This window comes from Halarcobacter ebronensis (genome assembly GCF_013201825.1).
Classification (GTDB): domain Bacteria; phylum Campylobacterota; class Campylobacteria; order Campylobacterales; family Arcobacteraceae; genus Halarcobacter; species Halarcobacter ebronensis.
The window spans coordinates 3127496-3140414 of the sequence record NZ_CP053836.1; the positions used below are offsets into that span (position 1 = coordinate 3127496).

Below are 12919 nucleotides of genomic sequence, written 5' to 3' on the forward strand. Positions count from 1 at the left end.
TAAAAGATATTTTAATTAGTAATGATTATATAACTTGTAACAACAGTAATAAAATATATTCCAATTACTATTAAATAATCTTTTTTTGTTGTGTTTATCTCTTTAATTTCCATTTTTTTCTCCTTGTTGTAGGAGAAAAAATCTCCTACATTTTTTTGTTTATCCTCACAAAAATGTCGTCGGACCTCAAATTTTTCCTTTTTTTTGAAATAAAAAAAGGGGAAGAGCAAAAGCTCTTCCCCTTTAACGCTTGTTTACTAGGTTGACTGCTAGTCAGCAAATTTTGCCTTCTTAGCAGTTCTTTTCCTAGCTGTAGGGTCAAGCTCTCTCTTTCTAATTCTTACACTCTTAGGTGTAACTTCGACCAGTTCATCCTCTTCGATCCACTCTAAAGCATTCTCTAAAGACATCACTCTTGGTGGAATCAACTTAATTGCATCATCACTTCCCGAAGCCCTAACGTTCGTTAGCTGCTTTCCTTTAATTGGGTTAACATCTAAGTCATTTGACTTCGCGTGTTCTCCAATTACCATACCTACGTAGACCTTATCTTGAGGCTTGATATACATGATTCCTCTCTCTTGTAGGTTAAAGATTGAGTAACCTAACGCCTCTCCCGATTCCATGGATACTAATGCACCATTTTTTCTACTTTCAACTGTACCCGAGTACGGTCTAAACTCTAAAAAGGAGTGGTTCATAATACCCTCTCCCTTAGTATCCGTTAAGAACTCTGTTCTTATACCAATAAGTCCCCTTGCCGGAATCTCAAACTCTAACCTTGTAAAGCCTGCTCCCATAGGTACCATATTGGTCATATTGGCTTTTTTCTTTCCAAGCTTTTCTATAATAGTTCCTGAATACTCAGTTGGAGTATCTATTACAAGATGTTCAAATGGCTCCATTGTTACACCATTTTCAACTTTTGTAATAACTTCTGGTCTTCCAATAGAGAACTCAAAACCTTCTCTTCTCATATTTTCTGCCAAAATAGTAATTTGAAGCTCACCTCTTCCGTTAACTTTAAATTTTCCCTCACCAACTTGCGAGTAGTTCATCGCAATATTAGTGTTCATTTCAGCTTTTAATCTCTCATCAACTTTGTTTGAGGTAACAAACTTTCCTTCAGTTCCAGCTAATGGAGAATCATTAACTGCAAATGTTACAGACAGTGTTGGTTCTTCAATATGCATTGGATCCAACGGCATTGGGTTTGCTGGATCACAGAGTGAATCTCCAACATCAATAGTTTCAAATCCTGCAACTGCAACAATATCACCTGCACCTGCCTCTTTTACTTCAATTCTATCAAGACCTTTAAATCCAATAAGTTTAGTTACTCTTCCTTTTACTCTTTCACCATTTGCTTTACATAAAAGTACTGTTTCACCTTGAGAGATTTTCCCATTAAAGATTCTTGCAATACCAATTTTTCCAATGAAGTTATCGTAATCAAGTGTAAATACTTGTAGCTGTAATCCCGCCTCATCACTTCCGTTTGGTTTTGGAACCTCTTTTAAGATTGTTTGGAATAATGGTTGTAAATCTTTCTTTTCATCTTCAAGATTATAGATTGAATAACCATCTCTTGCTGCTGCATATATTACAGGGAACTCAAGCTGTTCATCAGTTGCATCCATTTGTGCGAACAGGTCAAACACTTCATCAACAACTCTATCTGGTTCAGCTGCAGGTTTATCGATTTTATTAACAACAACGATTGGTCTGTGACCTAATGATAGTGCTTTTTTAACAACGAATTTTGTTTGAGGCATAACTCCCTCTTGTGCATCCACAAGAAGTAAAACTGAGTCAACCATTTTTAAAACCCTCTCAACTTCTCCACCAAAATCGGCGTGTCCTGGAGTGTCAATGATGTTAATTCTTACACCTTCATAATCAATAGCTGTATTTTTAGAAAGAATAGTAATACCTCTCTCTTTTTCGATATCATTACTATCCATAACTCTTTCATCAACATGAGTATGCGCTGCAAAAGTCCCTGATTGCTTTAATAGCTCATCAACTAATGTTGTTTTACCATGGTCAACGTGCGCTATTACCGCAATATTTCTAATATCTTTCATTTAATCTCTCTATTTTAATGTTAAGAAAAGAATCTATCTCTTCTAATAATTTGCGCGATTATACCTTAAGAATGCTTAAAATCCTACAATTGTGACAATTATGAATTTTTTTTCATATTCAATTCATAATCTATTCATAGAAAAAGTGTAAATTTATGAAAATTAAATGAAAGGATTGTATTGTTAATTTACGCATTAAAGGCTTTAAAGGCAAACAGATTAAAAACCATATTAATACTTATTAGCTTAATTTTCTCTATAAGTTCTATATTTCTAATAAGCTCAATATCAAATGGAATTATCTCTATGTATTCAAATTTGCTTAAAAGTGATGGGGATATAATTATAACTCAAGCAAAAATCTCTGATACATTTTTTTCAAATGTAGATATAAAACTACTTGAAAAAATAGATAAATTAAAAGGCGTAACTAAAGCTTCAGCTATTATTGTTGGAGCAAGTCCCGTTGAATCTTTACCTATTGTTGCAGTTTATGGGGTTACAAAAAATAGATTTTTAAATTACCACTTAGAAAAAGGTTCTTATCCAGAAATAAAAGAGGTATTAGTTGGAAACTCTATTTATAACTCACTTAAAAACAAAAATACAATTCAAATAGCAGATAAAACATTTACAATCTCAGGTGTTTTCAAAAGTGATATTGGTTTTGAAAATGGTGGAGTTGTTTTAAATATAAAAGATGCAAGTAGTATTTTTAATAAAAGTGCCTCAATGCTTATGGTAAATACCAATTTTGGGGGAAATATAAATAATCTAACAAAAGAGATAGAGTCTTTAAATCCTGATATAGAAGCAAAATCAACTCAAAACTTTGTGGATAACTATAATCAGTTTAAAATAATTAAGACCTCATCAAATCTAATTGGTTTTATCTCGTTTTTTTTAGGACTTCTTGGAATTGTAAGCATCATGACAATAACTATAAATCAAAGAAAAAGTGAATTTGGAATAAAAAGAGCTTTAGGGATTTCTACAAAAAAAATAGTTTTTCAAACCATTTTAGAGAGTTCAATCCTAGGTGTTTTTGCATTTATTTCTTCACTTATAATCTCAAATATTGCCCTATATTTTATTAAAAACTCTGAACTTTTCCATGGTTATGTAAATGGTGAGATATCTTCAACTCTTGCTTTTTATCTTTTTATTTGTTCTTTGCTTATGGCAGTTTTAGGTTCAATAATCCCTGCAATAAACGCTTCTAAAACTGATCCTATTATCTTAATTCAAGGGGATAAAATATGATAAAAGCTATTAATTTATCACATGACTACAATGGAGATATTGCCCTAAGAGATATAAATCTTGAAATAAAAAGGGGTGAATTTATTTGCCTTGTTGGGGAAAGTGGTAGCGGTAAAACTACTCTTCTTTCTATTTTATCAACCCTTTTAAAACCAAAAGAAGGGCAGCTTTCTTTTAATAAACAAAATTACAAAGATATAAAAAATCTAGATGAATTTAGACAAAAAAATATTGGTTTTATTTTTCAATTTCACCATTTAATAAATTATCTAACACTCTTTGAAAATGTAAAACTTGCAAATGAGGAGTGTAAAGATGAAGAGATTTTAAAGGTTTTCAAACTTCTAAATATTGAGGATTTAAAATCTAAATTTCCAACTGAAATTTCAGGAGGACAAAGACAAAGAGCAGCGATAGCAAGAGCTTTAATAAACAATCCAAAAGTCATATTTGCAGATGAACCAACAGGAAATTTGGACTCTAAAAATGCTCAAATTGTATTTGAACTACTTAAAAACCTATCTGCAAAAGGTACTACAGTTATTGTGGCAACTCACAACAAAGAGCTTGCAACAATGGCAAATAAAATTTATGAGGTAAAAGATGGACAACTTAAATAGTTTTGAAAATTTTGTAAACAAACACTTTAAAATATCACTTATTTTTCTATTTTTAGCATTTGTATTTGGTATTTTATATTCAACAAATTTGCTTGGTTTTTATATAGATTCACAAACCCTAAATCCCGCAAATATAAGATCACTTCATATAAGTTTAATGCTTTATGGTTTTGTTCCTTTAATGCTTTCATACTTGCCATTTCTATTGATAAATAAAGAGGGTGTCAAAAGCGCGCAAGGACTTAGATACCTAAGTCTATACACAATATTTTGGTATATATTTTTAGTTTTTATGATTAGCTCACTTCTATTTGGAAATACAAGAGGTCTTGCTTTTTATGATTTCCCTTATGAGTTAAACTTTATACTTGCAATCTCTGGAGTATTTTATATTTTGGCTTTGTATAAATATATAAAAGCCTATGAAAAAGTTCCTTTATGGATAAAAGTTTGTCTAAGAATAACAATAATAGCTCCAATTGCTCTTTTAATACTTATGAATCCAACTATTGGACAAGTTGAAAGTACAATCTCAGGACCACATGGGGACAACACTTTAGGAATGAGTTTAGCTTTGATTCCAATCTATTATCTAATAATCAAACTTTTAAATAAAACCCCATTTGTAGCTAGATGGAATATACTTTGGATGATTCCTACTTTTTTCTATTTCTCATCGGTTTTATATAGAAGTTTTATTGGTCATTTGACATATGAGATGGAGTGGTTTTGCCAATGGTTAACTCTTCTTTATATCCCAATTTTATATAGATGGTACAAAGATGCAGATATAGAAACCTTTGCAAAAAAAGCACTACTTGTTTCAATTTTGGCATTTTTGTTTGTTGATATTGAGGGAAATATTCTGTTTATTCCAGAGTTTAGATGGCTTTTTCATAGAAATGATTTAATAGTTGCTCACGCCCATGTAGCAATGGGAATTGGAGTATTTTTTATGGTAATTGCAATGTTTGTTAAGTATGTAAAAGAGCTTAAAAAATTCTCTTTTTATGCCTTTTATATAGGTGGTCTTTTAGGAATTTTTGCAGTTTTAAGTATTTCTGGATTTATTCAAGCTGGAGTTCTTTCTGGAGATATTACAACACTTTGGGCTTTAAGAACTGTTTTTGGTTTTATTACCATGTTTAGTATTTTTAGTTTTATCTCATTTAAGTTCTCATATACCCCTTTGCAAAAGTATAACTTATTTGGAGTTTTAGCTGATGGTTTAGGGGGAGTGTTTTTAATACTTCTTGCAAGTTTTTTGTACCCAATTTTTGGTTTCAAATTTAGTGGAAGTTATGAGTACATTGTTTTTGCCTTTGTAAGTGTAACTGGAATTATTCACTTTTTTGCACTTATATATAAACAAAGCCAAAAGATTTTAACAAAATTGACTGTAATCACAAGAGTATTAATAAGTTCAATATTTTTTGCTCTTTTTTACAACAAAACTTTGGGTATTGAAGCTCTTTTAATCTCACTATTTGATATTACTTACGCTTCAATTTACCTTCTATTTTTTTATAAAAAGGATATTTTATGTCAAAAATAGCTCTAATATTTTTTATAGGTTTTGAGCTTTGCTACTACTTGCTTATTGCTCAAACTGGTATTGTGGAGTATTTCTCTTCAGATATTGTTTTAATTGCTCCACTTGCAATTGGTGGTATTATTGGTTCTATTTTAAGTTATAAAATAAAAACAAAAGATGAGATTAAAATAAGAGTATTTTTAGTAATTCAACTACTTATGACTCTCTTTTATCCAAACTACAATGCAATTGGATTATTTATTTTAGGAATTAGTGTAGGGGCTTTAGCGCCACTTATTATAAATGAGCTAAAAAAAGCTTCAATGGTAGAGTTAGGATTTGCATTATGCCTTTCATATAGTGTGGGAACTTTGCTATTTAACTATGAACCAGCAAAAAGAGAATATATTGCAATTTTATTTACTCTAATTGTTCTATTTGCTTCATTCTATTTACCAAAAAATCCTAAAAAAATAAAAGAATCGTCATTGGCTTCTCACTCATTTTTAGTAATGGTCTTATGGATATTTTTAGACTCTGCTCTATTTGAAACCCTATCAAGAGATTTAACAGTATCAATCTGGAGAGGTGGTTTTACTTTAGAGATTGTTGCTTTCCATATTCTAGGTGTAATACTTGCTTTTAAAATAAATTTACAAAAGGTAGAGAATGAATTATTTATAATAATACTTTTTGCACTAAGTTACCTCTTCTATTTCTTAAGAGAGCCACTTTTATTATCTATTGTTTACCCTTTTGTAATCTCATATTACAATGTAAATATCTTAAAAACATTAAGAAACATTCCCCTTAGTAAACTCTCAATATATATGATAGTTATAGGTTGGTTAGCTTCTGGAGCAGGACTATTTGTAGCTTTAGAAGATTTAATTCTTTTTGTCCCAATCATTTTCTGTACAGTTATTATTCAAGTACTTTATACACAAAAAAATATTCAATCAAAGGAGAAAAAATGTATAAATTAGTTTTAGTTTGCCTATTGGCACTTTTTGTAAATGCTAAAGAGTTAACTTTAGTTGATGGTGAAATAAATGCACACACGGAGGTTTTTGGAGATAGTACAATAGATCCTAAAACTGAAAAAATAGTTGCACAAGTTACAAAAGAGGATTCACTAGAATCTATTAATGGAAATTTTGAGATAGAGGCTTTATCATTAATTAGTGATAACAAAGATAGAGATCAACATATGTACAAGGTTTTAAATGTGGTAGATTCACCTAAAATCTCATTTAAAATCAACTCAGTTAGTAAAGTTGAAGAGGGGTACAAAATTAATGGTATTCTAAATCTAAACCATGTCCAAAGACCTATATCAACAGATGCAACTATAAATGAGGTTGCAAATCTTATAAAACTATCTGGTAATTTTTCTATTAACCTTACAGATTTTAATTTGGAGCCACCAACAATGTTTTTTCTAACTGTTAGAGACCAAATTGATATTAAATATAGTTTTAACTTAAAGGAATAGTTATGAAAAAGACTCTACTATCAATCTTTATGTTTTCAACTCTTCTCTTTGCTAATAGCTTTAAAGTTGGGGAAAATATTGGTACTTTTTCTCTACCAAACCAATTTGATGAAAAAAAGAGTATCAATAGTGATGTTAAACTTATTCTTGTCTCTTTTGAAAAGGATACAGGCAAAGAGGTTAATACCTTTTTAGCTTCAAAACCAAAAGAGTTTTTAGCTCTGCATAATGCAGTTTTTATAGCTAATATTTCTGGTATGCCCTCTATTATTACAAAACTTTTTGCTATGCCTAAAATGAGAGAATATAAACACTCAATTTTATTAATTTATGATGAAGAGGATGACAGATTTGTAAAAGAGGATGAAAAAACAACTATATACAAACTTGAAAATGGAGTTATTAAATCAATCTCTTATGTAACAGCAGATGAACTTGAAAAGGTTTTTGAGTGACACTTCCAAAAGTTGAAGAGATAACAATTGAACAAGAGATGAAGGGTTTATCAATCCTTCATCTAAGTGACCTTCATATAAATAAAAAAAGCTCTGTTGATTCTATAAAAGAGCTTGTATCTTTATGCAACAAAAGTAGTGCACAATTTGTTGTAATAACAGGGGATATAATAGATTGTAAAGTCAAATTTATAAAAGAGAAACTTGAAATTCTTAACAAAATAGAAAAACAAACCTACTATATAAGTGGAAACCATGATCTCTTTTATGGATTTGAACCTTTAAAAAATTGTCTAAAAAACTTAATCTGCCTAGATAATAAAACGGAAATCTTTGAATATCAAAATAAAAAAATTGCCATTGGTGGGTTTAGTGACAGATTCTCTAAATTTTTTGGTATAAAAAGGGAAGAGCAAAAAGTTTTAAAATTTTTACAAAATTATGAGTATGCAATTCTTTTAGCCCATCAGCCAAAAGATTATACTTTTGCTTTAAAAAGTAATTGCAAACTCTTTTTATGTGGACATACCCATGGGGGACAAATTTATCCTTTTCACTATGTTGTAAAACTTTCTCAACCCTTTTTAAAGGGACTTCATTATAGAGATCAAACGGCCATTTATGTAAACAAAGGTTTGGGTTATTGGGGGATAAATTTTAGATTCAAAGCCAATAATGAAATCAGTTTATTAAAATTAAGGTAGAATATTTTTATGAAAATATTGATTATTGAAGATGATGAAAAAATTATAAACTTCCTAAAAAAGGGATTAGAAGAGGAATCTTATAGTATAGACTCTTCACAAAATGGAGAAGAGGGACTTTATTTAGCAAGTGTAAATAACTATGATTTGATTCTTTTAGACATAATGCTTCCACTAATGAGTGGGATAGAAGTATGCAAAAAACTAAGAGCCTCACAAATTTTCACTCCAATTATAATGCTAACAGCAAAAGATAGTATAGAAGATACAATACAAGGTCTTGATATAGGGGCAAATGATTACCTCTCAAAACCTTTCTCTTTTTCTGAACTGCTTGCTAGAATTAGAGTTCAACTAAGAGCAACTCCAAATCAACAAACAAAACTAAAACTTGCCGATTTAGAACTTGATTTACTTTCAAAAACAGCAAAAAGAGGGGAAGACAATATTACTCTAACAGCAAAAGAGTTTGCTCTTTTGGAGTATTTAATAAAAAATCAAGACAAGGTTTTATCAGAGACTCTACTTGGTTCAATGCTTAATAACATGGATGAAGTAAATATAAGCAATGTTGTAAATGTGTATATCTATAGATTAAGAAATAAAATAGACAAACCCTATGAGAAGAAATTAATAAAAACTGTTAGAGGAATGGGATTTAGAATAAGCGATGAATAAACTAAGTATTAAAAGAAAACTTCTAATTTACAATATACTTATCCAAACTATTATTTTGGTTGTACTCTCCTTGTCTATTTATAAAACTCTTCATATCTCTACTTTGGATAAAATAGAGACTTCACTAAAGGTTATTATTTTGGATATTGTTGATGATATTTCAGAGCATCAAGATAACTTAAGTGAGATAGATTTTGATGAAGAGAAAGAGTATAAATTTAAACCTTTGTATGTAAGACTTATTGATAAAAATCTAAAAATTGTAAAAAGCACAACTTTTCCAGATGAGATTCCAATAAACCATAAAAATATAAAACTAGAGATAATTGATTTTCAAGAGTATGAAAACTTTATAGTAGGAGAGATTAAATTCTCTATGTTAAATAATCCCTATATTCTCCAAGTGGCAACAAACTATAAAATACTAAATGAGACAATGCAAAATCTCTTTTATATCTTAATCTTTATTATTCCTATTATTCTTATCTTCTCTATAACAGGTGGATATTTTCTTATTTATAAATCCTTTAATCCAATAGAAGAGATACTTGAAAATTTAAGAGAGATTAACTCCACAACCCTTTCAAAAAGGCTTCTTTATTCAAAAAGAGAAGATGAAATTGATATGCTCGCAAAGGAGATAAACTCTCTTTTGGAGAGACTTGAAATCTCTTTTGACAAGATTAACCAATTTAGTTCTGATGCATCCCATGAATTAAAAACTCCCCTTACAATAATAAGAGGTGAAATAGAGATAGCACTTAGAAAAGATAGAGAAAAAGAGGAGTATAAAACAACTCTTCAATCTTGCCTTGATGAAGTTTTAATAATACAACAAACTATTGATGATTTGCTCTTTTTAGCAAAAGAGGAGTCATCAGAAAAAAGTATACATGAGACAATATATGTGGATGAACTTACCCTTGAAGCAGCTAAAGAGCTAAAGCCCTTTGCAAAAATAAAAAATATTGAAATAAAAATTCAAATTAATGATATTTTTCAAATAGAAGGGCACAATAAACTTCTAAAAATTGGTATTAAAAATATTCTTAAAAATGCCATTATTTATAGCCATGAGGCATCAAGTGTAACTGTTAAAAACTCCATTGAAAATGACAATTTTGTAATTACCATTGAAGATAAAGGAATAGGTATCTCAAAAGAGGATCAAACAAAAATCTTTGAGAAATTCTATAGAACAGACAAAAGTAGAAATAAAGAGTCAGGGGGAACTGGACTTGGAATGTCTATTGTTGAAAAAATTGCAAAACTTCATGGAGCAAAGATAGAATTAGAGAGTCAAGAAAAAGTAGGCACAACTGTAAAACTAATCTTTAAAAGGGATATAAATGAATAAAAACTATATTTGGAGTTTACCTTCAAGGGTTTTTCACTGGGGATTTGTTCTTCTTATCATAATTGCTTTTTTAAGTGCAGACAAAGATACAATTCTTATTCATACAATAAGTGGCTATCTTTTAGTTATAGCTCTGCTTTTTAGATTTTCATGGGGAGTTTTTGGACCTAAATACTCTAAGTTTAGAGACTTTCCTTTGGGAATAAAAAGAGCCAAAGATTTTGCAAAAAATATCTTAAATCCAAAAGAGGAGTTTCTAGGACATAACCCTATGGCTTCTTATGTAATGCTTGCAATTTTAATTGTTGTTGCTATTATAATCTTTACAGGAACATTAGCTTATGGTTCTCAAGAAGCAAAAGGATTTTTTAGTTTTTTAGTCAAAGACAAAGTATATAAACATATCCATGAATTTTTTGCAAACTTTTTGTACCTGCTTATTTTTCTACATCTTTGTGGAATTTTTATTGATAGAGTTTTACATAAAGAGAATCAAACACTAAAATCTATTTTTAATGGTTTTAAATATAGCAAAGAGAAAGAGAATATAAAACTAAATATTTTTCAAAAACTTTTTGCTTTTTTATTTTTGATTATATTTTTTAGTTTTTTAATCTATTTAATAGTAGATAAAACAAACCCTTTTATCTACTAATTTTTTCACATCTTATAATTGTTTGACACAAACCTATATTATCAATAATTTCAACCACTTTTAGATTTGCTTTTTTTAGTAGCTTCTCAAAATCAGTATACTTAAACATTTTACTATACCCATTTGCCATAGCTGTAAAATATGGAGAGGTGTTAATTACGCAAAAAGCTGCTGTTTCATTGTTTTGTCTATCCCAAAAAGGCTCCATAATACAGATTTCACTATTGTTATCCATAGATGCATAGATTTTTTCCAATATTTTTACAATCTGTTCCTCTTTAAAACAGTCTAAAAACTGACTCATCCAAATAATATCAAACCCTTTTGGAATAGTTGTATCCTCTAATAAAATATTTGCTTCATATGTTGATATACTCTTTATATCTTTTTCATAAATATTTTGTTTTGCCAGTTTTATTTGTTGTGGTAAATCCATAATTGTAATCTCTATCTCTGGATTAGATTGGGCAAAAAGCATTGCAAATTTACCTGTATTTCCACCTATATCTAAAATTTTTTCAGGCTTTAACTCTTTTAGTATTTTTATTGCTTCTTTAAATCCTGAATCTGAGTACATATGGTCAAACTCAAACCATGATTTTTTTGCATCATTAGGAAGTGTTGATAGTGCAGGATAGATTGTTTCCCAGTCTCCAAATACTTTTAAGCCTTCTGCCTTTTCATTTTTGATAGCTTCATCTAAATAAAAGAGTCCCAAATAGTTCACGTGATGATTGTAGTTCATATTTGTAATAGTCATCTTATCGCTATTTATAAAAAATCCTATTTTTGTTAAAAATACCTTTTCATCTTTTAAAGAGACTATATTTGCACTTAGGGCTGTTTCACAGAGAACTTGAACAGCATATTTTGAAAGAGTAGACTCTTTGGCCAACTCTTCATAGGTTAAACCATTTTTATTTTTTGATAAAATCTCTAAAAGATTTAAGTCTCTCATTGTTCTTGCTACTTGAAAAACGATAGGAGAAAATGCAATTTTTTGAGCCTCATATTGTGCTTCTAAAGCATTCAATTTATCATTGTTTTCAAAAAAATCATTTCTCATTTATTACCTTTATTAATTTTGTATAGAGATAGTTATAAACCCTTTGGCATAAACATCTGTATCACTTTTTAGCTCAAATTTATACTCTTGCATTTGTCCAAAAGCAAAACTTTTTTCAATCTTTACCAAATACTCTTTTTTATCAAACTCTTTTAACTTCTCAATCTCTTTTAAAGATACTAAAAAGCCTATTTTTGCCTGTTTAGAATCTGTGTCAAATCCTGCTGTTGCTTGAGCAGAGGCTTCACAAACCATAGCTAGTGTTGGGATATATGGGAAAATACAAGTAGCAGTTAAAAAGTTTTCATCTTTTGACAAAAGTTCTTTTACAAATCTAATTGGCTCTTGGTGCGGTAAATTAATCATAATTTGACTTCTATGATATTTTTTTTATCTTTATCAAAAGCCTTTGCAATTGTTAGCATCTCATCTATTGATTTTGGAAATCCTTTATTTCTTATGCCTTCATATTTTATAGAGGCTTCTTCTTCGCTAATTTTCAGTTTTAGAACAACACCTGATTCCAGATAATCAATACACTTGTTGATTTGATTTATATTTTTTATATTTATTGTTTCTGTGCATATAAGTACAACTTCATCTTTATCTAAAGCCTTAATTGCACCTAGTTTTAGAAGCTTTTGAGAGGTCTCATCTCCTGAAGAAGTAGTTAAAATCTCACTATAATTTTTGTTTAAAATAGAGGCATATGAGACAGCTGTGTTATAAACTGAGTTTTGAAAATCTGTTGGAGATAAAATATCTTCATATAATATGGAATTTAAAATTTTTGAGCTAGCATTTAGCTCTCCATAATTTGTACCATAAAAGACTCGATGATTATTAAACTCAATTTTGTTTAATAACTCCACTACAATTTTAGCTGCAGGAGTTAATCTTCTTCTTATAACCATTTTAGGAACCAACTCTTTTGTTGAAAGATTCTCAATAGACTCTTTCCCAAATAAGTATGCAGCTTCTAATATCTCTAAATTTACTTTCATC

General features: G+C 29.5%; 14 protein-coding genes. 10 read left to right on the forward strand and 4 right to left on the reverse strand.

From position 1 onward, the window contains the following. Nucleotides 1-269: 269 nt before the first annotated feature. Nucleotides 270-2087, reverse strand: a complete 1818-nt coding sequence (gene typA, locus AEBR_RS15215; RefSeq protein WP_128983294.1) for a translational GTPase TypA — start codon at nucleotides 2085-2087, stop codon at nucleotides 270-272. A 180-nt stretch (nucleotides 2088-2267) separates the two neighbouring features. Between typA and AEBR_RS15220 the strand changes: the two genes are divergently transcribed. From AEBR_RS15220 to AEBR_RS15265, 10 genes are read left to right on the forward strand one after another with little or no spacing between them, the layout of a single operon-like run. Beyond that, nucleotides 2268-3350: an ABC transporter permease gene (locus AEBR_RS15220; RefSeq protein ID WP_129085861.1), complete on the forward strand. Its 1083-nt coding sequence runs from the start codon at nucleotides 2268-2270 to the stop codon at nucleotides 3348-3350. Further along, a complete protein-coding gene (locus AEBR_RS15225; protein ID WP_129085862.1) occupies nucleotides 3347-3970 on the forward strand; it encodes an ABC transporter ATP-binding protein in 624 nt (207 codons plus the stop codon). Before AEBR_RS15220 ends, AEBR_RS15225 begins: the two co-directional genes overlap by 4 nt. After that, the gene (locus AEBR_RS15230) at nucleotides 3954-5525 is read left to right on the forward strand and encodes a heme-copper oxidase family protein (RefSeq protein ID WP_129085863.1); all 1572 of its coding nucleotides are present in this window, start codon (nucleotides 3954-3956) and stop codon (nucleotides 5523-5525) included. The genes AEBR_RS15225 and AEBR_RS15230 overlap by 17 nt, the downstream gene beginning before the upstream one ends. Next, nucleotides 5513-6490 carry a hypothetical protein gene (locus tag AEBR_RS15235; RefSeq protein ID WP_129085864.1) on the forward strand — a complete coding sequence of 326 codons (978 nt, stop codon included), beginning with the start codon at nucleotides 5513-5515 and terminating at the stop codon, nucleotides 6488-6490. Before AEBR_RS15230 ends, AEBR_RS15235 begins: the two co-directional genes overlap by 13 nt. After that, on the forward strand, nucleotides 6478-6999 hold the full coding sequence (locus tag AEBR_RS15240) for a YceI family protein (RefSeq protein ID WP_129085865.1): 522 nt from the start codon (nucleotides 6478-6480) through the stop codon (nucleotides 6997-6999). Before AEBR_RS15235 ends, AEBR_RS15240 begins: the two co-directional genes overlap by 13 nt. A gap of 2 nt (nucleotides 7000-7001) precedes the next feature. After that, nucleotides 7002-7454, forward strand: a complete 453-nt coding sequence (locus tag AEBR_RS15245; RefSeq protein WP_129085866.1) for a hypothetical protein — start codon at nucleotides 7002-7004, stop codon at nucleotides 7452-7454. After that, a complete protein-coding gene (locus tag AEBR_RS15250) occupies nucleotides 7451-8158 on the forward strand; it encodes a metallophosphoesterase (protein ID WP_228712104.1) in 708 nt (235 codons plus the stop codon). Before AEBR_RS15245 ends, AEBR_RS15250 begins: the two co-directional genes overlap by 4 nt. A gap of 9 nt (nucleotides 8159-8167) precedes the next feature. Then, the gene (locus AEBR_RS15255) at nucleotides 8168-8836 is read left to right on the forward strand and encodes a response regulator (protein WP_128983280.1); all 669 of its coding nucleotides are present in this window, start codon (nucleotides 8168-8170) and stop codon (nucleotides 8834-8836) included. Continuing rightward, nucleotides 8829-10193, forward strand: coding sequence for a sensor histidine kinase (locus AEBR_RS15260; protein ID WP_129085867.1), 1365 nt, complete (start codon nucleotides 8829-8831; stop codon nucleotides 10191-10193). The genes AEBR_RS15255 and AEBR_RS15260 overlap by 8 nt, the downstream gene beginning before the upstream one ends. Beyond that, nucleotides 10186-10848: a cytochrome b/b6 domain-containing protein gene (locus AEBR_RS15265; protein WP_129085868.1), complete on the forward strand. Its 663-nt coding sequence runs from the start codon at nucleotides 10186-10188 to the stop codon at nucleotides 10846-10848. Before AEBR_RS15260 ends, AEBR_RS15265 begins: the two co-directional genes overlap by 8 nt. On the opposite strand, the gene AEBR_RS15270 is transcribed toward AEBR_RS15265, so the two are convergent. The 3 genes from AEBR_RS15270 to AEBR_RS15280 are packed head-to-tail and all read right to left on the reverse strand — an operon-like array spanning nucleotide 10838 to nucleotide 12918. Further along, nucleotides 10838-11914, reverse strand: a complete 1077-nt coding sequence (locus tag AEBR_RS15270; protein WP_129085869.1) for a class I SAM-dependent methyltransferase — start codon at nucleotides 11912-11914, stop codon at nucleotides 10838-10840. The genes AEBR_RS15265 and AEBR_RS15270 overlap by 11 nt on opposite strands. 12 nt (nucleotides 11915-11926) lie before the next feature. Further along, the gene (locus tag AEBR_RS15275; RefSeq protein ID WP_129085870.1) at nucleotides 11927-12280 is read right to left on the reverse strand and encodes a hypothetical protein; all 354 of its coding nucleotides are present in this window, start codon (nucleotides 12278-12280) and stop codon (nucleotides 11927-11929) included. After that, nucleotides 12277-12918, reverse strand: a complete 642-nt coding sequence (locus AEBR_RS15280) for a beta-ketoacyl synthase chain length factor (protein ID WP_129085871.1) — start codon at nucleotides 12916-12918, stop codon at nucleotides 12277-12279. The genes AEBR_RS15275 and AEBR_RS15280 overlap by 4 nt, the downstream gene beginning before the upstream one ends. Between the last annotated feature and the right edge of the window lies 1 nt (nucleotide 12919).

Bases quoted from the DNA above. Each gene is read 5' to 3' on its own strand.
- AEBR_RS15245 (WP_129085866.1), top strand. From the start codon at position 7,002: ATGAAAAAGACTCTACTATCAATCTTTATGTTTTCAACTCTTCTCTTT.
- AEBR_RS15255 (WP_128983280.1), top strand. From the start codon at position 8,168: ATGAAAATATTGATTATTGAAGATGATGAAAAAATTATAAACTTCCTA.
- AEBR_RS15275 (WP_129085870.1), bottom strand. From the start codon at position 12,280: ATGATTAATTTACCGCACCAAGAGCCAATTAGATTTGTAAAAGAACTT.
- AEBR_RS15270 (WP_129085869.1), bottom strand. From the start codon at position 11,914: ATGAGAAATGATTTTTTTGAAAACAATGATAAATTGAATGCTTTAGAA.
- AEBR_RS15235 (WP_129085864.1), top strand. From the start codon at position 5,513: ATGTCAAAAATAGCTCTAATATTTTTTATAGGTTTTGAGCTTTGCTAC.
- AEBR_RS15240 (WP_129085865.1), top strand. From the start codon at position 6,478: ATGTATAAATTAGTTTTAGTTTGCCTATTGGCACTTTTTGTAAATGCT.
- AEBR_RS15260 (WP_129085867.1), top strand. From the start codon at position 8,829: ATGAATAAACTAAGTATTAAAAGAAAACTTCTAATTTACAATATACTT.
- AEBR_RS15230 (WP_129085863.1), top strand. From the start codon at position 3,954: ATGGACAACTTAAATAGTTTTGAAAATTTTGTAAACAAACACTTTAAA.
- AEBR_RS15225 (WP_129085862.1), top strand. From the start codon at position 3,347: ATGATAAAAGCTATTAATTTATCACATGACTACAATGGAGATATTGCC.
- AEBR_RS15280 (WP_129085871.1), bottom strand. From the start codon at position 12,918: ATGAAAGTAAATTTAGAGATATTAGAAGCTGCATACTTATTTGGGAAA.
- typA (WP_128983294.1), bottom strand. From the start codon at position 2,087: ATGAAAGATATTAGAAATATTGCGGTAATAGCGCACGTTGACCATGGT.
- AEBR_RS15265 (WP_129085868.1), top strand. From the start codon at position 10,186: ATGAATAAAAACTATATTTGGAGTTTACCTTCAAGGGTTTTTCACTGG.